Origin of the sequence: Rhabdothermincola salaria (assembly GCF_021246445.1) — a bacterium.
GTDB classification, from domain to species: domain Bacteria; phylum Actinomycetota; class Acidimicrobiia; order Acidimicrobiales; family Acidimicrobilacustridaceae; genus Rhabdothermincola_A; species Rhabdothermincola_A salaria.
On the sequence record NZ_JAJQXW010000005.1, the window covers coordinates 229,543 to 248,765 of the forward strand.

Below are 19,223 nucleotides of genomic sequence, written 5' to 3' on the forward strand. Positions count from 1 at the left end.
GGCGCACGAGAGGCATCGGTTTCGACACCCGTCGGGAAGCTGCCTCCCACGGGAAGTGCGTCGTCGTGTCAGAAACCATGGAACGGGTGGCTCCGTCCACCGTGAGCCCGGCTGTGACGGTCGAGAGCTCGCCGGGTCCGGACCATCGCCGGTTCGGCTCCGACCTGCGGACGGCCGTCGACCAGCGTCTCTCCGAAGGGGTCCTGCGGCGGGCCCACCGCCAGCTGCAGTCCAAGGCCGTGGTGATCGGCGCCTGGTACCTCGCCTCCTACGCGCTGTTGCTCGTGGCCGGCTCCTGGTGGCTGGGCATCCTGGCGTGCGCCTCCCTGGCCCTCGCCATGGCGGGCGTGGGCTTCAACGTCCAACACGACGCCAACCACAACGCCTTGTTCCGGACCAAGGGCTCCAAGCGGCTCACAGGCGCCAACCGGGCGGCCGGATGGTCGATGTACGCCCTCGGGGGCAGCTCGAAGCGCTGGATCGACGGCCACGTCTACGTCCACCACGCAGCGACCAACGTCGTCGGTCGTGACGACGACATCGAGCTGGCCCCGTTCGGCCGCTTCGCCCCCCAACAGGCCCGTCGTCCGTGGCACCGCTTCCAGCACCTCTACCTGTGGGCCGTCTACTGCTTCACGGCACTGGCGATCATGGTCGCCGACGTGGCGTCGACGGTGACGGAGTCCATCACCGGCGACCGTCACGGCCGACGCCCGACCGTGCTGGAGTACGTGGAGCTCCTGGCCACCAAGGCAGTCTTCGTGTTCCTCATGGTGGGCGTTCCGCTGCTCATGCACCCCTGGTGGATCGTCCTGCTCGGCATCGCCCTGACCCTGTCCGTCGCCGGGCTGCTGCTGGGCGTGGTGTTCCAGCTGGCGCACGTGGTCGAGGAGGCCGAGTTCCGCCAGGACGGCGCCGAGAACGCGATCCGGTGGCACGAGTGGCAGGTCCGCTCGACGGTGGACTTCTGCCAGGGCTCGGGCCCGGTGGATCGCCTCGTCACCTGGTACACGGGCGGCCTGAACCACCAGACCGAGCACCATCTCTTCCCCCAGGTCCCGCACACGGCCTACCCGGTGATCGCACCGGCGGTCCGCGAGGTCTGCGACGCCTTCGAGATCCCCTACCGGGTGCAGCCCACGCTCCGCCAGGCGATCGCCTCCCACTACCGCCACCTGCGCCACCTCGGCCGGGCCTAGGCCACTGGCGGAGCTGGTTGCCGTGAGGACCTGTCCTCGTTGACGTTCGGCCCTGGTGGCGGCGGCGCGGTGGTGTCTCGATGAAGCCATGCGCACTCGACTCGGGATCCTCACGGTGTTCGTCTTGGTGGTGGCGCTCGGCGCCTGCGGGGGCGACGACCAGGCCGACGAGTCGGCGTCGACGTCGACGACGGCGGGGGTCGGCACCACCGCCTCGACGACCACCACGACGTCCGACGAGGGCGACGGGCCCATGATCGACGTGCGGGTCTACTTCACCCGTGACGAGGCCGTGGCCACCGCCGGCCGGACGGTCGAAGGGCCGGAAGTGGGACGGGGTGCGATGGACGCGCTGCTCGACGGGCCCGAGGGCATCGAGACCGAGATCGGCTTCTTCACCGCCATCCCCGAGGGCACCGAGCTGCTCGACCTCGATATCGCCGACGGGGTGGCCACCGTCGATCTCAGCAGCGAGTTCGAGTCCGGTGGCGGGAGCCTGTCCATGCAGGCGCGGGTGGCCCAGGTCGTGTTCACCCTCACCCAGTTCGACACCGTCGACACCGTGCAGTTCCGTCTCGACGGCCAGCCCGTCGAGGCCATCGGCGGTGAGGGCGTGCTGGTCGACGGTGTCGACCGCTCGGACTTCGCCAACGTGACACCGATGGTGCTCGTCGAGTCACCCGTGCCGGGCGACGCGGTGGCGTCGCCGCTGGAGATCACCGGCATGGCCAACACGTTCGAAGGCACCGTCCAGTACGTCGTGACCGACGGTGACGGCCTGATCGTGGCCGAGGGGTTCACCACCGCCACCGCGGGGATGGGGACCTTCGGAACCTTCTCGGTCACCGCCACCTTCGAGGTCCCGACCCCCGGGATCGGCTCGGTGATCGGCTTCGAGACGTCGGCTCGGGACGGCTCGCAGATCAACGTCTACGAGGTTCCCGTCGAGATCGGGTGACGGACCTCAGGGGCTGGCCTCGAACTCGGGGACGGCCCGCTGCGCGGCTTCTTCCTCGGTCTCGGCGACCCCGTTCTCGCCGATGTCCTCGATGAGCCAGTCCATCTCGTCGATCTCGCGTCGCTGGGCCTCGATGATCTCGTCGGCCAGCTCCCGGACCCGTACGTCCCGGATGCCGGCGTTCTCGCTCGTCAGGATGGCGATGGAGTGGTGCGGGATCATGGCCCGCATGTACGAGCGGTCCTCTACCGTCGTCTGGCTGCGGACCAGCCAGAGCGACCCGGCGAACACGAGTGCGGCGCCGATGAGGATGGCCAGGTTCACCTTGGAGCTCTTGTACATGCCCAGCATGAAGCTGAGCATGATCACCGCCATGGCCGCGCCCATCACGAAGGTCATGTAGAAGCGGGTCTCGCTCCACCTGACGTGGGCCATCTCGTAGGTGTTCAGGTACATGATGACGAACATCACGACCATCGACGTGGCGATCATGGCGGCGAAGCGCAGATAGGTGCGCTGCTGGTCGGTGAGCGACGCGAGGGGTCCGGCTCGGCCCTCCTCCGACGGTCGTGTCGTCGTGTCGTCGGTGTGCTCCTCGGCCATCTCGGGGCTCCTTGTCGTCGTTGCCGGCGACGGGCCCCTACCCGATGTGCCTGCGGTCGTTCACCGGGCTGGGCGGCCCACGGCGCTGGTCACCCCACCACACGGCCGGCGTCGTCGGACAACTGGGCGACGATCGCAGCATGGTCGAGCCAGACGTTCTCGCGGGTGATGCGGCCGTCGTCGTCGAAGGCCATGACGTGCAGGATCCGGAACTGCAGGGGCCGGCCGTGCCCCGGCAAGCCGAACGGGTTGCCGACGGCGCGGCCGATCCAGAGGCTCTCGTCGGTCAGCGAGTTCACGCCGTAGTAGCGGTGCCGCGTCTCCACCCGCTCCCCGGCGAGGTCGCCGAAGAGCTGCTCGTAGGTGGGGCGGGTGGCGTCCGGGCCGATGGTGGCTCCGCCGGGCGCGCCGACGATGTCGTGCTCGGCTTCCGGGGCGAGGGTCGCCAGCACGCCGTCGACGTCGTCGTCCATCTCGAACGCGAAGTGGCCTTGCATGAGCTCGTCCATCTGGGCGGGGGTGAGGGTCATCGTGGGGTCCTTCCTGATCAGCCGGCGAAGGCGATCAGCTCGAGTTGGATGCCGTCGGGATCGGTGAAGCTCAACAGCGAGATCGGCATCCCTGGCATGGGGCGGACGCCGGAATGGGTCACTCCCTGGTCCTCCAGGTGCACGGCCCACTCCCCGAGCGCCTCGACGCTCACCACCTGGAAGCAGAGGTGGTCGAGCCCGGTGCGGGTGGGATCGAACGTCGAGCCGGCGTTGGTCGGATGGTGGTCGAGACCCACGTTGAGGGACATGGCCGGGGTGCCCAGCACGACGGCATGGCCCCCGGCGTCGCTCTCGTGGTGAGGCTCGTCGAACTGGCGCTGCAGGCCGAGCACCCGCCCGTACCACGCCTCGCTGGCCCGATGTCCCGCACCGTCAGGCCGACGTGTTGGATGCCGGTGAGCCCTGGTGTGGTCGGGCCCGCTGCCTTCGGTCGGGTGGATGTGTCGCTCACGGTCGGCTCCTCCTCGTCGGTGAGGCGGACGCTACGGAGCTGGCTCGTCGCCGTGAATCCCGCGATCGGGTGGATCCCTGTCGACCGTGGGGGGGCGGGACCCCTCGATCGGGGGATGGAGCACCTGATCGACACCCCGTACCCTCGTCGCATGGGGGTCGGAGATCTGACTGGGGCTCGGGACCGTCTGCGCGATCTGGCGGACCGGCCCCCCGACCTCACCGCGGCGTTGGAGGGCGTCCAGACCGCCCTTCACGACATCACCACGTTCACGTGGAGCGCGCTGATGACGGTCGACCCGGAGACGCTGCTCCCGACGGGCGGGCTGGTCGAGGGGTTCTCCGCCGATGCGTGTGCGCCGTTCTGGGACAGCGAGCTGCTCGGCCCCGGCTACAACAAGTTCACCGACCTGGCCCGACGTACCGACACCGTGGCCACCCTCCACGACGCGACCGACGGCGATCTCGACCGGGCTCCCGTTCACACGAGGCTGTACGCCGGGCTGGGAGTGGCGGACGAGCTCAGGGCCGCGTTCGTGGTGGGCTCGACCTGTTGGGGGGTCGTGAGCCTGCTGCGAGCCACCGTCGACGGTCCGTTCCCGGATGACGAGATCCGGGCCGTGTCGAGCCTCGTCCCGCTCGTCGGCAAGGTGCTGCGCAGGGGCGTGGTCGCCCTCGACATGGAAGCGCACTCCACCGCCGCGATGTGCGTCGTCGACGAGCGCGACGAGGTCCTGCACCAGACCGTCGAGGCGCAGCGCATGCTCGACGACCTGCGCACCGTCGGGGTGGAGGAGATGGGGATGCCCGCCATCGTGCGCAACGTGGTGACCAGGGCCCGGGCGAGCCGGTCCGCCAGCCACGTCGCCACACGGGTCCACGGGACCTCCGGGACGTGGCGGCGGGTCAGTGCCAGCCCCATGGAGGGGTCGGGGATGGTGGCGGTGATGATCGAACCGGCACGGGCGGCCGACCTCACCCCCATCTTGTTGGAGGGCTACGGGCTCACCGAGCGGGAGATCGAGATCGTGGTGCACCTGGCCCGGGGCCTGGCGACGAAGGAGATCGCGGCCGAGCTCAGCATCTCGGCGCACACCGTACGTGACCACGTGAAGGCCATCTTCACCAAGACCGGGTTCACCACGAGGGGCGAGCTGGTGGCCCGCGTCTTCTCCGAGCACCTCCTCGACGGGTTCCACGCTGCCGTCCACCGGGTCTGACGGCCGTCGTCTCGCTCAGGTCGGGCAGGTGCCGGCGGGGGAGCGGGCGGCGAGGACACGATCGGCGGCCTCGGTCAGCCGGGCCTCGGTGAGGCGTCCGTCGTCGACGGCGGCGCTGATGGCTGCGGCCACGGCGGGGAACGACGACGTCGGCACCAGCACCATGTCGGCCCCGGCCGCCAGCGCCAGCACGGCGGCGTCCTCGGTCGTGTAGCGGTCCTGGATGGCCCGCATCCCGGCCAGGTCGTCGGTGACGACCAGACCGTCGAACCCGAGATCGCCGCGCAGGAGCCCGTCGATCGCGGCCGGGGAGAGCGACGAGGGCACCCCGTTGGTGAGCCCGGGCACCTCCATGTGGCCGATCATGATCGCGACCGGCACCTCGGTCGGGATCGTCCTGAACGGCTCGAGGTCCGGGCCCATCTGGTCGATCGGTGGGGTGCTGACCGCCTCGTCGTGAGAGTCGCCGCTGGCCCGACCATGTCCCGGGAAGTGCTTGAGGGTGGGCAGGACGCCGGCCTCGTCGAGGCCGGCGGCGAAGGCCCCGGCGGCCGCGACGACCGACTCCGGGTCGGCACCGAAGCTGCGATCGCCGATCGGGCCATCGTCGGGTTCGTCGCTGACGTCGACGACCGGGGCGAAGTCGACGGTGATCCCGAGCTCGGCGAGCTGGGCGCCGTGGGTGGCCGCGGTGGTCCGGATCTCCGACGGGTCCATGGTGCGAGCCATGACCCGGCCGCTGGGCAGGCGGCCCACCACGTCGCGCAGACGTTGGACGCGCCCGCCCTCCTCGTCGATGGCCACGAGGGGCGGGAGCTCGGTGGCCGCGGTGCGCTCGGCGATGGTGCCGTCGGCCACCAGCGGGACCGCGGCGGTGCTCACGAAGATCCCGCCGGCGCCGGTTGCCAGGGCCTGGTCGAGGCCCTCGATGGAGCCATCGGCCAGCGAGGCGAACACCGTCGCCGCGACGCGCTCCTCCCGGCTCCACGACGCGGTGGAGCAGGGCGACGGCTCGGGCCGGGCCGTGGTGGTCGTCGTGGCCGTGCTGGAGGGGGAGGACTCGGAACCGGGGTCGGTGCTCGCCGGGCCGGGGTCGGCCGACCCGCCCCCGGCGCAGGCCCCGGCGATGAGCACGACACCCATCGCCACGGCGAGCAGGCCCCAGCCCCGTCGCCTCGGGACGGCGAGGCGGGTTCGGTGGGGGGACGTCGGGTCGTGTGCGGTCGTGCCCTGCATCGTCCGGGAGGGTAGATCCACCGTGACGGGGAACCCGAGCCGGCCGGCGACCGGGGCGGGCGCGGCGGTCAGCGGGCCTCGAAGGCCGTCTCGCAGAAGGCGTCGAAGTGCTCCACGTCGAAGCGCACCCGTAGGGAGCCCTCGGGCTTGGAGACGTCGAGGCTGGGGCAGAACACGTCGCGGCCTTCGACGAAGTAGTGCGGCGATCCGACCACCCCCCGGCGGCGACCCTCGGCCAGGTCGTCGTGCACGGGGCCGAACTGGCCGAGGACCTCGCGGGGGAGGCCGTGGCGGTCGGCCACCGAGGCCAGCACGGCGGGGTCGGCGACGTCGACCCCCTGCTCGAAGAGCAGCTCGCGCAGTTCGAAGGCGATGCGCTCACCCACGACGAGGTCGGCCGCGTACCCCGCGGCGGTGAGGGCGAGGGCCGGCATCGAGCTGGACGGGTACGCCGCCGGGTCGAACCCGGTGAAGAGGTCCGGGGCCACGCTGTCGCGCAGCACGTCGATCTCCTCGGCGATCTTGTCGGCCTCGAACGGCTCGCCGTTGACGATCTCGAGCGGCCAGGCCCGCACGACGATGCCGACGTCCTGTCGACCGTCGGTCTCGCGGCGGGTGGCCAGGCGGCAGAGGCTGACGTGGGCGAAGGGGCAGATGACGTCGGCGAAGAGTTCGATCATGGGGATTCTCCTACCCGACGGCGCGGGCTCGGGCAACGAGGGGGACGAGGACCTCCGCCAACTCGGGCGAGCCGACCTCGCGCAGCTCGTAGCTGGCTCGACGGACGGGCGCGTCGACCCGCACCACGCGGGTCAGGTCGATCGGGGTGCCCGAGACGACGACATCGCAGCGGGCGGCTGCGATCGTCGCCTCGAGGTCGGTCCGTTGGGCGACGTCGTAGCCCATGGCGGGCAGCACCGGTCCGATGTGGGGGAATCGGGCATAGGTGTCGACCAGGGAACCCACGGCGAAGGGGCGGGGCTCGACGACATCGGTCGCACCGGCGGCGCGGGCCGCCACCAGCCCGGCCCCCGACGGCATGCCGCCGTGGGTGATCGTGGGTCCGTCCTCGACGACGAGCACCCGGCGCCCGGCCAGCTCCGGTCCCTCACCGAGGGTGACCGGTGAGCCGGCCCGGATGACCGTGGCGGCAGGGTTGACGGCCTCCACGTGAGCCAGGACCGTCGTGACGTCGTCCGGGGTGGCCACGTCGATCTTGTTCACCACCACGACGTCGGCCATCACCAGGTTGGCCTCTCCGGGGTGGAAGGCGAGCTCGTCGCCGGCCCGCAAGGGATCGACGACCGTGACGAGCAGATCGGGTCGCACGAAGGGCAGGTCGTTGTTGCCGCCGTCCCACACGATGACGTCGGCCTCCTCCTCGGCGCCCCGCAGGATCGCCTCGTAGTCCACCCCCGCCCACATCACCAGACCCTCGCGGACCGGGGCCTCGTACTCCTCACGCTCCTCGATCGTCGGGTCGGCGGCGTCGATGTCGGCCAGGGTGGCGAAACGCTGCACGGCCATCTGTTCGAGAGCGCCGTAGGGCATGGGGTGGCGGACCAACACCGTCCGGAGGCCCGCGGCCTCGAGCAGGTGAGCCACCCGGCGGCTCACCGGGCTCTTGCCGCTCCCCGTGCGCACGGCACACACGGCGACGACCGGGACCCGAGCCTGCAGCATGGTGCGACGGGGCCCGTGCAGCCGGAATCCGGCGCCCGTGGCGAGGACGCGTGAGGCCAGGTGCATCACGTCGACGTGGGCCACGTCGGAGTAGCAGAAGGCCACCTCGTCGACCGCCTCGCGCTCGATGATGTCGCGCAGTTCGGCTTCCGGTCGGATGGGGATCCCGTGCGGGTAGCGGGGACCGGCCAGCGCAGCGGGATACCGGCGGTCGTCGATGCCCGGGATCTGGGTGGCGGTGAAGGCGACCACCTCCACATCGGGGTCGTCGCGGTAGAGGACGTTGAAGTCGTGGAAGTCCCGGCCTCCGGCACCCATGATCACCAGTCGCACGGGCTCACTCCACCATGCCCGAGGTGTGTGTCGACAGAGGCCGTCGGCCGACCGCGCCCGCCGATGGTCCCTGACGGGTGGCGGGCCGCAGCCGTCGGGCGTTCAGGCGCCGGCGCCGGCGCCGACGCCGGCCAGCCCCCACACCTCGGCCAGCAGGCGGACCGAGTGGAGCCGGGCGTCGAGCGTCGGGGCCTGGTGGACGACCATGAGCTCGTCGGCCCGGGCGTGCTCGGTGAAGGCCTCGAGCTGCTCCTTGACCTGGGCGGGGGTCCCCACCGCCGTGTAGCGCATCATCTCCTGCAGCTGGCGGCCCTGCGGGGAGGCCAGGATGGCGTCGGCTTCGTCGTCGGTGAAGGTGCGTCCGCGACCGAAGAACAGCGAGAGACGGCTGCGGGCGACCACCTGGCGCTGGGCCGCGGCCTCGGCCTCGCTGTCGGCGCAGAAGACGTTGATGCCGGCGATCACATGGGGCTCGGCCAGCTGGTCGGAGGGCCGGAAGTCGCGGCGGTAGACGGCGACCGCCTCCTCCAGGGCCGCAGGCGCGAAGTGCGACGCGAAGCCGTACGGCAGCCCGAGGGCGGCCGCCAGGGTGGCCCCGAACAGCGAGGACCCGAGGATGTAGATGGGGACCTTGGTGCCCTGGCCGGGGACGGCCTCGACGCCCGGCACCCGGCTCTCGTCGCCGAGGTACCCCTGCAGCTCCTGGACGTCGCGGGGGAAGGAGTCGGCCGACGTATGGTCGCGGCGTAGGGCCCGCATGGTCACCTGGTCGGTGCCGGGGGCCCGACCGAGCCCCAGGTCGATACGGCCGGGGTGCAGGGTCTCGAGGGTGCCGAACTGCTCGGCGATGGTGAGCGGTGAGTGGTTCGGCAGCATGATCCCGCCCGAACCCAGCCGGATCCGCTCGGTGTGGGCGGCCACGTGGGCGATCACCACGCTGGTGGCCGACGAGGCGATGGCCTTCATGTTGTGGTGCTCGGCGTACCAGACCCGCTCGTAGCCGCAGCGTTCGGCCTCCTGGGCCAGGGCCACGCTGCCGGCCAACCCGTCTCTCGGGGTCTGGCCCTTGCCGACGAAGGCCAGGTCGAGGAGGGAGAGGGGGACTGCCACGGGAAGGACCTCTGCGTAGTGGTGGTCGGGTTCGACGCGCGCTCGGGGGTGCGGATCCGAGGCTACCGGCGGCCGTTGCGGCATCCGCCGGTCGCCTCGATCGCCATGAGCCGGCGGCGGCGAGGGGCCAGCCGTCGGTGGGAGCTTGTGCTCCTCTCGCCTGACCCGGCCGGTCATCCGCACGGATGCAGCCTGCCAGGCCACGACCGGGGGCGGGTCCCTCGGACGGGGGGGTCAGAGGTCGCGTCCCAGCAAGCTGAAGGTCTGGCCGCTGGGGCCGTCGTCGGGGAGGCCGGCCAGGAAGAGGGCCAGGGGGACCACGTCGTCGGGCGTCTTGTGCCAGTCGAGGCGGACCCCGGCGGGGAGGCCGGGTGCATCGGTGATGCCGGCGGCCATGGTGGTGTGGACCGGCCCGGGCACGAGCTCGTTGACGGCGATGCGCGCCTCGCGCCACTCGACGGCGAGGCACCGCACGAGCATGGCGGCCGCCGCCTTGGACACCGAGTAGCCCGCCGCGCCCGGGAAGGGCTGGCGCCCGGCCCCCGATCCCATGACCACGAACTTCCCTCCCCGTTCGCCCAGGTGGGGTTCGGCGAGGCGGGCCAGGGCGTGCACGCTCACGAGGTTCACGGCGAGCACGTCGGCGAAGTCGTCGATGGGGGAGCCGGGCCGTCGGGCCGTGACGGTGCCGGCGTTGGCGACCACCAGATCGAGACGGGACCAGGTCTCGACGGTGGTGTCGACCAGGGCCGCCAGGGCCTCGGGGTCGGCGACGTCGGTCGGCACCGCCCGGGCCGTGCCCCCCGAGGCCTCGATCTCGGCCACGACGCCGTCGATCTCCGACCGGGTGCGGGCCGCCACGACCACGGAGGCCCCGGCGGCCGCGTAGGCCTGGGCGATGGCTCGGCCGATGCCGCGACCGGAGCCGGTCACGATGGCCACCTTGCCGCTGAGGTCCACGTCGATGCCGGGCTGGGCGAGGGTCATGGTCGCTCCTCCTCGACGGCGCCGGTCGCCGTCACCGGGGGCACGCTCCCACACACGGCGCGGTCACCGGCGGCCAGGCCCGGCCGGGCGGCTGCGCTGCTCAGCAGGTGGCGGTGGTGCCGGGTGCCGTGGCGGTCGCCGCCGACACGCCGTCGACGTAGAGATCGACCCGGTACTCCACCGGCGCGCAGGCACGTGGCGTGCTCAAGGTGATGCCCTGCCCGTCGGTGGGCAGGCCCACGTAGAAGAGCTCGGAGGGCTGGATCCACGATGCGCCGGGAGCGGGCCGCTCGTAGATGGCGATGATGACCTGGTCGTCGTCCCCGACGCCGGCGATGTCGAGCTCGACGGTGGTGCGGTCGTCGGCGAAGGCGAGGGTCTCGATCGTGACCGATGCGTCGGGCGGCGGTGTTCCGGCCGGCGCGAGGTCGACGCCGGGGGTCTGGTCGGCTCGGGCTTCGGCGACGAAGCGCATGCTGCGGGCCCGGAACTCCTCGACGAGGTCGGTCTGCTCGGGTGCGCGGTCCTCGACCCACTCGAGGGCGGTGAGGTACTGGGCCGCCAGAGCACGATCGACGTCGGAACCGGCGAGGGGTGCCATGAACTCGAGGGCTCGGCGGAGCCATTCTTCGGCCGTGGCCGCATCGCCCTCGGCGATGGCCACCGCCGAGCGGGTGAGGGCCAGGCCGGGTGTGCGCTGGTTCTCCCCGATGGCCAGCTCGAGCAGCTCCGCGGTGCGGGCCCAGTCGGCGCCGACGAGGGTGGCGAGGGCGGCGGTGGCCACGGTCGTGGGGTCCTCGTCGCCGCCTTCGCGAAGCGCCACCTCGAGCTGGGCGGCCGTGGTCCGCAGCAGGTCGGGGTCGTTGTCGGTGATGGCGAACGTGCGAAGGAGGTCCGGATTGGCCTCCACCAGCGTGGACAGGCCGAGGCCCCGGTGGGCGATCTGGTAGCCGTCGTCGGCGGTCACGGCGTCGGCGAACGCCGCCACGGCATCCGTCGCCCGGCCCTCGTCGAGCGCGACCTGGCCCGTGGCGCTGGAGGTGATGGCCTCGGGGGCGACGTCGGGGATGGGCTTGAGGTAGATCTGGATCGCCCAGCCGAAGCAGAACACCGCCAGGATCATGCCGGGCACCACGAACGGGGGTCGCAGGCCCCGCGACACCACCATGGTGAAGCCGACGAGGAAGATGGCCACCGCCAGCGTCGTCAGCACCGTCTCGTACTGCGAGGCCCGGTTGTTCCAGGTGATCCGTTCGGCGACCAGCTGCTTGTGCTCGAGGGCGAGAGCACGAGCCTCCTCGCTGATCTCGGTGGCGCGGACGGCGTCGCCGGTGAGCGCGCGCTCGACGACGGCGGTGGCCTCCTCGACCCGGCCTTGCTCGGCGTCGGGGTCGAGGGTGATGGCCCCCTCCTCGGCGGCGATCTCGGGCAGGCGGAAGCCGGGCCGGGACGCGAAGACCTTCATCTCGGCCTCTGTCTGATCGATGCCGGCCTTCACGCCCTGGTCGACGACGGCGGCCGTCTGGGACTCCGAGGCGAGGCGGGTGGCTTGGCGCGTCGTGCGCGACTCGTTGGTCCCCGCGTCGGTGGCCAGCACCGCGATCCACCCACCGAGCAGGGCGAGGACGGCGAGGGTGATGCCCACCCCGCGCCGGTAGCGCGCCTCGGTGCGGTCGTGGACCTCGGGCTCCTGGGCCGCCGAGTCGGTGGGGTCCGGTGGCGTCGCCATGTCAGAAGACCGTGACCACCGTGGTCACGACGACCGTCAGGGCCAGGGTGGAACCCAGGGCGGTGCCCACGCGGCGGGTGAGCACGCGATCGGTGAGCTGGGCCGCGGTGTAGAAGACCACCGCGACCAGCAGCAGCAGCGTGGCCCAGCGAAGGTTGCGAACCCGGTCGCGGGTGTCGTCGGCTCGCTCCGCCCAATCGTCGGGGTTGGGGACGCCCGGCGAGGCGAGCCCGGTGGTCACCTCGGCCTGGAGCACCTCGATCTGTGCGTCGAGGTCGAACGACAGGGGATCGTCCGGAGCGGCCACGAGTTGGGTCAACAACGTCTGCTCGCCGAACAGCCCGGACGCGTACGCCAGGTCCGAGGCGGCGACCCTCTGCTCGTCGGCCTGGGTGGCGAAGGTGTCGGCGAGATCGTCGGCGCCCTGGTCCCGGAGGGTCGGGAGCAGCGCGTCGATGGCGTCGGCCTCGGCGTAGGCGGCCACGTAGCGGACGTAGGCCACGGCATCGGTGATGGCCGCCAGGGCGACCTCGGTCGCCTGCTGTTGCTGGACGATCGTCTGGCCCACCGACTGACGATCCTCGTACGCAGCCGTCGAGCCGAGCTGGCCGGCCCGCCACGTGAAGATGCCGGCGATGATCGTGATGACCCCGATCAGCAGCGGTAGGAGCCAGATCGGGATGTACCGGCGCGGAGGATCCGCCGGGCGGTCCTGTCCTGGGTCGTCCGCGGTCATCTGGGGTGGGGGGAGCCTTCCTCGTGCCGACCGGGCGCGCGGCGCCGGCCGTCTCGGCGGGGAGCACCCAGCACGATACGTGGTGCACGCCCCGGGGTCCGGCCATCGGCTCGTCGTGGCGGTCGGGTGTGCCCCGACGGATTCGTCACGGCTGGGGCGGGCGCGGCGGTGCGCTGGCCGCGAGGCGGACCGGGACCCCCGACTGCAGCACCATGCCGGTGAGGGGGTCGACGGCCTCGTCGGCGCTGGTCAGCGAGCTCACGTTCGGATCGTCCCAGCCGTGGGCCACCGTCACCGCGTCGGGATGGAGACGACCGTCGGCTCGGAGGGTGCCGGTCAGCTGGCCCCATGGCGAGGTCACCGTCACGCCGGTGCCGTCGGGTCCGATCGGGGTGGCGGCGCTCGGGTGAGCCATGACGAGCACCACCTCGGTGCGACCACCCGGGGCCGCCACGTCACGCAGCTGCGAGTTCATGGTGCGCAGCTGGCGGTGGGGCACGAGGACGAGCCCGGGGGCGTGATGGGAGCGGGCCTCGGCCAGAGCCTCCTGGAGCTGGCCGAGCAGCACCTCGGGGGCCAGACGCCACCTCCCGTCGGGGAGGACCTTCTCGTGGACCCAACCGAACACGGCCCCCGAGGCGACGATGCCCGAGCGGGCACCCCGCATCGCCTCGGCCCCCACGGCGCTGCGGGCGAGCAACGGCTCGAGCAGGTCCTCGTCGGTCGCGTCCGCCACCGTCAGCCCCCGGGGGAGGGCGCTGAACCCGAGGTGTTCGGCCACCGTCCCCAGCGACCACCACACGGGCCGGCGCTCTGAGGTCGGTGCGACCACCGCCTCGGTGAACTGGCCGGCGACCGCGAGCTGGTAGGTGTCGAGCAGCCAGGTGGCGTCGGCCCGTTCGAGCTGGTCGACCGCAGGCAGGACGTGCGTGGCCAGCTCGGTGGTCTCCGTGGCCACCACGTCGAGCACGGCGAGGGTGGGCAGCGAGGCCAGCGCCCGGCGGGTGCGGGCGACGTCGGGGAAGGCCGTCACCGGGTTCCCGCCCACGACGATCAGTGCGCCCACGTGGCCCGCTTCGATCTCGCTCACCAGCCCGGCGCAGGGCCATTCGCCGAAGCGATGGGGGAGCTCGGGCCGTGACGGCGGGCCGGGGCCCGGCGCGCCGCTCGACGCCTCCCACTGCCGGGTGTCCAACCGGGAGAGCAGCCCGGGGTTGAACCACATGCCGCCGGGTCGGTCGTAGGAGTCGGTGACCACGTGGAGGGCCCAGAGGAGGTGCTCGGTCACGTTGGCCGTGGCCGCCATCGAGGTGCCGGTGCCCGTGAGCGCGCTCACCCGCCCCGCCTCTCGCACGGCGGCCAGGAGCCCGGCGAGATCCTCCGCGGCCAGGCCGGTGGCCCCGGAGACCAGCCCGTCCTCGAAGCCGACGAGCGCAGCGGCGAGCTCGGCGATGCCCGCGGCCCGGCGTTCCGCGTCCGCCCGCACCTCCGCGTCGTCCAGGAGCCTCCGCACCAGCCACCCCAGGACGAGCCAGTCGGTGCCGGGTCGCACCTGCAGGTGGTGGTCGGCCTGTGCCGCGGTCTCCGTGCGGCGGGGGTCCACCACCCACAGCCGGCCCCCGCGCGATCGGTGCTCCCGCAAGCGGTTCACCGGGTCGGGGATGGCGTTGGAGTGGCCGTGGGAGACGATCGGGTTGCTGCCGAAGAGCACCAGGAGCCGGCTGCGCTCGTGGTCCCACACGGGGGTCAGCCCGCTCCATCCACCGACCAGCTCGGCCACGAGGGGCTTGCATGGCGTGTCGATGGTGGTGGCGGTGTACTTCTGGCGCGAACCGAGGGCGCCGAGGAAGCGTTCGGCGGCCCGCCGCCCGGCGCTGTCGAAGGCCGACCCGCTGGCCAGGTACATGGCCACGCCGTCGGGGCCGTGCTCGTCCACGGTGGCGGTGATGCGGGCGGTCAGGTCGTCGAGGAGCGCGTCCCAGCCGACCGCCTGGCGGGCGGAGCCCCTGCCCACCTCGGGGCGGTCGAGCCGCTGCGGGCTGTGGTGCAGCGCCGGGAGGGCCCGGCCCTTGGGGCAGCTGTAGCCGCGTGAGAGGGCGTGCTCGGGGTCGCCTCGCACCTCGAGCACGCGGTCGCCCTCGGTGCGCACGACGACACCGCACATGGCGTTGCAGATCCGACAGAACGTGCGGTGTTCGTCGGGGGCCACGTCGCCGTCGCCATCGTCGACCGTCATCCGGGCAGTGTCGCGCGAGGCGGCTCCTGGGCCCGCTCGTGACGTGCGCTCAGGTGCTGTCGTTGACCTCGAGCGCCACGGGGTGCCGGACCACGAGGCGGAAGCGGCCGCGCCCGGTCTTCTCGATGCGCACCGGCGCCGAGCGCTCGTCGAGGCGGCGCTTCAACAAGATGAGCCGACTCTCGAGGTTGTCGCGGAGCTCGGGGAGCTCGAGCGACGGGTCGAGGCGCACCTCCTTGTTGGTGAACTCGGTGCGCCCGTCGCGTTCGTGGCTGCGCAGCAGAGAGCACAGGACGCGTCCGGCAACGCCCTTGATGAGGTACTCGCCGTCCACGAACACGCTGCCGTCGGCGGCGTAGGTCCGGACCACCGAGACGGGGGTGCCCGAGGCGCCCGGGGCCGGTCGGTTCGCGGCGGAGGGGCGACTCGGGGACTCCGGGTGGTCCCGGGCCTCCGCTCGGGCGGCCTCGATGCCGGCGGCGACCACGGCGGCAACGACCGCCAGGGCGGCCTCGTCGGCCGGACCGAACGCCACCTTGTCGCGGCTCTCGACGGCCAGCACCCCGACGAGCTGGCCGAGCACCTGCAGCGGGACGGCCAGCTGGCTCTCGGCGTCGTCGAGCACGGGCAGGGGCACGATCGGTCCGCTCAGGTCCTCACCCTTCGCCTCGAAGGAGCGTCGGACCGTGCGGGCGTACTTGCCCATCTGCCCCAGGTTCCCGATGCGGACCGGTGCGCATCGTTGACCGGCCAGGCCGATGGTGCCCTCCCCCAGGGCCAGCTCCGAACCCACGCCTTCGTCGGGGTAGCCGTGGCTGGCGATGGTGTAGAGCTGCTCGCCTTCTTCGTCGTGGAGGGCCAGGACGACGTGGTCGTAGCCGAGCACCGCCGACAGGCCTCCCACGGTGGCGTCGACCAGCGCATCGAGGTCGCCACACCGGGCCAGCCGCCCGGTGAGCTCGGCGACGGCGCCGAGCTCGACCTCGGCGAGCGGCGCGGGTTCGGGGCAGGCGCCCTCGACCAGGTGCACGGCGGCGGGCACGTGCTCCACGGCGACCACCCGGTAGATGTCGGCCGCACGGAGACGGAACACGTCCTGCATGCCGCTGAGCGCGGCGATGGTGTCGACGTCCTCCCGGAGCCGGTCGAACACCGGTCCCCGCCGGTCGGTTCGCTCGTAGACGAGGGCGAGGCGGTACTCGTCGTAGTTGCGGGGGTCGAGCACCAGCACGCTGGCATGGGGGTTCTCGGCCAGGTTGCGGGCGGTCTTGGAGAGGAACTGGTTGGACAGCGCCACCCGCTCGCCGTCGACCATCCGCACCCGCGACAGGTAGGTGACGTTCGGTGTCCCGTCGGCCGCGGCGGTAGCGATCACTGCGGGGACCCCGCCCTCGAAGCAGATCGCCAGATCGGCGAGGGAGACGTCTCTCGACGGGGTGCTCACGAGCGCACCGGGGACAGCGGCGAACCGGCGTCGGGACCCGGGGTCTGGTCGAAGCGATCCTCGACCGCGACCGTGCAGGCGACGATCGCTCGTGGGCGCCAACGCTCGAGGATCGGCCGAGCGGCTCCGTCGGCGGTCTCGATGTCGGCGAACAGCGCGTCGATGTAGGCCTCCGCCGTGGTGAAGTCGGCCGGCCCGGCGGGTTCGATGCCGAGCGAGCGACCCTTGAGCTGCACCGACCGGAGCGTGGGGACGTCGGCCGCGGTCACCGCGACGGCTCCACCATCGCCCAGCTGCCGGCACAACGCGTGGTCGTCGCCGCTCACCAGGAGCCGCAGGCGGTCGGGGTCGTCGTCGAGCACGACGAGGCCCCAGCCGCGGCCCGCGTGGGGAAGGCCGTCGGGGCCGACCGTGGCCACGATGAGCGCTGCGCCGCCCTCGAGCAACGCCCTGGTGTCGGGGTCGAACACGGCGCGTCGGGCCTTTCGTCGGTTGAGTGAGCGACCGAGTAGCGATCGTGGGCTTTTCTTAGCATTTCGCGCCGGATCTCTGAGCAACGCCGCACGCGCCGAACCCTCACGATGGCTCCGACGAACCCCGGCACCGGCCACCCCGGCGGTGTCGACACCTCGAAGGAGACCACCATGACCATCACCGCATCCCCGTCGGCGACCGCCGTCCCCGCCCCGTCGGACCTGGCGCCGATCGTCGTCGACCTGTACCGCGACATCCACAAGGGGATCCGTGCCGAGCTGTTCGCGGCCACCCTCGACGCCGGTCGGGCCGATCCCGCCGACGACGCCGGCCGGACCGCACTCGATGCCCAGGTGAACGACCTCGTGCGCTTCCTCGGGCAACACGCCGAGCACGAGGACGGCGCCATCCAGCCGGTGCTCGAGATCGAGCTCCCGGACCTGGCCGAGCGGGTGGCGCGAGAGCACGTCGGCCTCGAGGGCCGCATGGTTCGCCTGGCCGAGATCGCCCAGGTGGCCCGGGTGGCCCCCGACCACCACCAGCGCCTCCGGGTGCACCAGCTCCACGTGGAGCTGGCCGCCTTCACCTCCGAGTACCTGGCCCACCAGGACCTCGAGGAGCGGGTCGTCATGCCGGCCCTCGAGCAGGCCGTCGGGGCGGAGGCGGTGGTGGCCATCCACGCGGCCATCGTGGGCCCGATGCCCCCCGAGGAGCTCATGGCCAGCCTGGCGGTGATGGTCCCGGCGATGAACGTCGAGGACCGCGTGGAGCTGCTGACCGGCATGCGGGAGAGCGCACCCCCCGAGGCGTTCGAGGCGGTGCTCGGCCTCGTGCGCAGCGTCCTCGAACCGGCCGGGGCTCGTGCCGTCTCCCGCCGTCTCGGCGTCGCTTGATCCTCGCCGGCAGCGTCCGGTGACCCCCGGCCAGGCCGGACGGGAACTCCCCAGGGAACTGGGATGTCCCCGTGTCCGACCGCTTCGTACCGTCACTTCGACACCCCACCCTTCCCCCACCGAGGAGATCCTCATGTCCACGACCATCGCTCCCTCTCGTCGCCCCTCTCGCACCCTCTCGGCCCTGGCTGTCGTGGTCCTGCTCGGCCTCGGCGCCGTGGCGTGCGGTGACGACACGTCCGACGAGGTCGGGGCCGAACCCAGCGGCGAAGCTGCGACCTCGACGACCACCAGCACCGACGGGCGGACCGTCGAGGTCGTCGCCACCGACTTCGCCTTCGACGGGCTGCCCGAGGAGGTGCCCGTCGGCACCCAGGTCACGCTCGTCAACGACGCGGGCCGTGAGCTCCACGAGTTGGTGGCGTTCCGCCTCCCCGACGACGAGACCCGCACCGCCGAGGAGCTCATGGCCGATCCCTCGGCCCTGGGCGGTCTGCTCGCCGGGGCCGAGCCGACCATGGTGCTGCTGGCCGAGGCCGGCGCGCCCCAGATCGCTGCGGTCGGCGACGGGACCTTCACCGAGCCCGGTCGCTACCTCGTGATCTGCGCCATCCCCACCGGCGCCGACCCGGCCGAGTACCTGGCCGCCGCCGCCACCTCCGACGGGCCGCCCCAGGTGGAGGGTGGCGCTCCGCACTTCGCCCACGGGATGTGGGGCGAGGTCGAGGTCGTGGCCTGACGCTGCTCGTGCGCGGACGGCCGCCGCGCCGACGAGGAGGCCCGGGGCGACGCCCCGGGCCTCGTCGCGTGGACCGAGAGATCGACGACCGGGCATCGCCCTGGCGGTGAGGTACGGATGCATGTCGCGGCGCGCCGCGACATCGCGAGAAGAAAGCCGCGAGCGCGCGTAAGGACCTCGGCGTTCGACGGTCAGGAGGGGTGACGGGCCGGAGACGCCGGCCCTCACCCAGAGGAGAGATCCGATGACCAGCATCCGCACCCGCACCCTCCGCATCGTCGCCGCCACCGCCCTCACCGTGGGCCTCGCCGGCTCCAGCACGGCCGTCTACGCCCTCACCCCCGCGCCGGATCCCGGGCCGACCGACCTGGCCCCGGGCGGCAACGGGCCGGACGATCCCGGCTTCGGTGGTCCCGACGACCTCACCACCCCGACGACCGAGCCCGAGTGCCACCCGTTCCTCGCCACCTGCGACCTCGCCCCGAACCCGGAGGACCCCGGCGACCCCGGCGACCCCGAGGTCGACGACGGTGGCCCCGAGGTCGACGACGGTGCCGCCGTCCCGGTCGTGGTGCGTCCCACCTTCACCGGCTGAACGTGGACCCCCTCCCCCTGCTCGCCGGTCCGTGTGATGCTGGCTGA

At 72.4% G+C, this 19,223-nt stretch carries 19 protein-coding genes; 6 read left to right on the top strand and 13 right to left on the bottom strand.

Translation table 11 applies throughout. The features are described 5' to 3' along the window. Positions 1-86: 86 nt before the first annotated feature. Positions 87-1,199, top strand: coding sequence for a fatty acid desaturase family protein (locus tag LUW87_RS17705; protein ID WP_232672528.1), 1,113 nt, complete (start codon positions 87-89; stop codon positions 1,197-1,199). Positions 1,200-1,287: 88 nt separating this feature from the next. Then, entirely contained in the window at positions 1,288-2,157 is an 870-nt protein-coding gene (locus tag LUW87_RS17710) for a Gmad2 immunoglobulin-like domain-containing protein (protein WP_232672529.1), read from the top strand. A 6-nt stretch (positions 2,158-2,163) separates the two neighbouring features. On the opposite strand, the gene LUW87_RS17715 is transcribed toward LUW87_RS17710, so the two are convergent. The 3 genes from LUW87_RS17715 to LUW87_RS17725 all read right to left on the bottom strand — a co-directional run bounded on the left by LUW87_RS17715 (position 2,164) and on the right by LUW87_RS17725 (position 3,751). Then, positions 2,164-2,649: a DUF305 domain-containing protein gene (locus tag LUW87_RS17715; protein WP_346742597.1), complete on the bottom strand. Its 486-nt coding sequence runs from the start codon at positions 2,647-2,649 to the stop codon at positions 2,164-2,166. Between the two features lie 200 nt (positions 2,650-2,849). Next, on the bottom strand, positions 2,850-3,290 hold the full coding sequence (locus LUW87_RS17720) for a nuclear transport factor 2 family protein (RefSeq protein WP_232672531.1): 441 nt from the start codon (positions 3,288-3,290) through the stop codon (positions 2,850-2,852). Between the two features lie 17 nt (positions 3,291-3,307). Then, positions 3,308-3,751 (bottom strand): VOC family protein, encoded by a 444-nt coding sequence (locus LUW87_RS17725; protein ID WP_346742598.1) that lies wholly within the window; start codon positions 3,749-3,751, stop codon positions 3,308-3,310. Between the two features lie 162 nt (positions 3,752-3,913). Between LUW87_RS17725 and LUW87_RS17730 the strand changes: the two genes are divergently transcribed. After that, a complete protein-coding gene (locus LUW87_RS17730; protein ID WP_232672533.1) occupies positions 3,914-4,981 on the top strand; it encodes a helix-turn-helix transcriptional regulator in 1,068 nt (355 codons plus the stop codon). Positions 4,982-4,996: 15 nt separating this feature from the next. Here the strand turns inward: LUW87_RS17730 and LUW87_RS17735 are convergent, their stop codons facing one another. The 10 genes from LUW87_RS17735 to LUW87_RS17780 all read right to left on the bottom strand — a co-directional run bounded on the left by LUW87_RS17735 (position 4,997) and on the right by LUW87_RS17780 (position 16,945). Continuing rightward, positions 4,997-6,217, bottom strand: a complete 1,221-nt coding sequence (locus LUW87_RS17735) for a glycoside hydrolase family 3 N-terminal domain-containing protein (protein WP_232672534.1) — start codon at positions 6,215-6,217, stop codon at positions 4,997-4,999. A gap of 68 nt (positions 6,218-6,285) precedes the next feature. Further along, positions 6,286-6,897 carry a DsbA family oxidoreductase gene (locus LUW87_RS17740; protein ID WP_232672535.1) on the bottom strand — a complete coding sequence of 204 codons (612 nt, stop codon included), beginning with the start codon at positions 6,895-6,897 and terminating at the stop codon, positions 6,286-6,288. Positions 6,898-6,907: 10 nt separating this feature from the next. Then, the gene (locus LUW87_RS17745) at positions 6,908-8,218 is read right to left on the bottom strand and encodes a cyclic 2,3-diphosphoglycerate synthase (RefSeq protein WP_346742599.1); all 1,311 of its coding nucleotides are present in this window, start codon (positions 8,216-8,218) and stop codon (positions 6,908-6,910) included. A 117-nt stretch (positions 8,219-8,335) separates the two neighbouring features. Further along, a complete protein-coding gene (locus LUW87_RS17750) occupies positions 8,336-9,343 on the bottom strand; it encodes an LLM class flavin-dependent oxidoreductase (protein WP_232672537.1) in 1,008 nt (335 codons plus the stop codon). Positions 9,344-9,577: 234 nt separating this feature from the next. Continuing rightward, positions 9,578-10,330: an SDR family NAD(P)-dependent oxidoreductase gene (locus tag LUW87_RS17755; RefSeq protein WP_232672538.1), complete on the bottom strand. Its 753-nt coding sequence runs from the start codon at positions 10,328-10,330 to the stop codon at positions 9,578-9,580. Between the two features lie 100 nt (positions 10,331-10,430). Beyond that, positions 10,431-12,059 (bottom strand): hypothetical protein, encoded by a 1,629-nt coding sequence (locus LUW87_RS17760; RefSeq protein WP_232672539.1) that lies wholly within the window; start codon positions 12,057-12,059, stop codon positions 10,431-10,433. A gap of 1 nt (position 12,060) precedes the next feature. Further along, positions 12,061-12,795, bottom strand: a complete 735-nt coding sequence (locus tag LUW87_RS17765; protein ID WP_232672540.1) for a hypothetical protein — start codon at positions 12,793-12,795, stop codon at positions 12,061-12,063. 145 nt (positions 12,796-12,940) lie between these two features. Next, positions 12,941-15,031 carry a molybdopterin-containing oxidoreductase family protein gene (locus LUW87_RS17770; RefSeq protein ID WP_232672541.1) on the bottom strand — a complete coding sequence of 697 codons (2,091 nt, stop codon included), beginning with the start codon at positions 15,029-15,031 and terminating at the stop codon, positions 12,941-12,943. 49 nt (positions 15,032-15,080) lie between these two features. Then, positions 15,081-16,475: a GAF domain-containing protein gene (locus tag LUW87_RS17775; protein WP_232672542.1), complete on the bottom strand. Its 1,395-nt coding sequence runs from the start codon at positions 16,473-16,475 to the stop codon at positions 15,081-15,083. Then, a complete protein-coding gene (locus LUW87_RS17780; protein ID WP_232672543.1) occupies positions 16,472-16,945 on the bottom strand; it encodes a pyridoxamine 5'-phosphate oxidase family protein in 474 nt (157 codons plus the stop codon). Before LUW87_RS17780 ends, LUW87_RS17775 begins: the two co-directional genes overlap by 4 nt. A 174-nt stretch (positions 16,946-17,119) precedes the next feature. Between LUW87_RS17780 and LUW87_RS17785 the strand changes: the two genes are divergently transcribed. From LUW87_RS17785 to LUW87_RS17795, 3 genes are all read left to right on the top strand, one after another. Beyond that, the gene (locus tag LUW87_RS17785; protein ID WP_232672544.1) at positions 17,120-17,842 is read left to right on the top strand and encodes a hemerythrin domain-containing protein; all 723 of its coding nucleotides are present in this window, start codon (positions 17,120-17,122) and stop codon (positions 17,840-17,842) included. Positions 17,843-17,975: 133 nt separating this feature from the next. Continuing rightward, positions 17,976-18,581 carry a hypothetical protein gene (locus tag LUW87_RS17790; RefSeq protein WP_232672545.1) on the top strand — a complete coding sequence of 202 codons (606 nt, stop codon included), beginning with the start codon at positions 17,976-17,978 and terminating at the stop codon, positions 18,579-18,581. 244 nt (positions 18,582-18,825) lie between these two features. Beyond that, the gene (locus tag LUW87_RS17795; RefSeq protein WP_232672546.1) at positions 18,826-19,176 is read left to right on the top strand and encodes a hypothetical protein; all 351 of its coding nucleotides are present in this window, start codon (positions 18,826-18,828) and stop codon (positions 19,174-19,176) included. Positions 19,177-19,223: the final 47 nt, after the last annotated feature.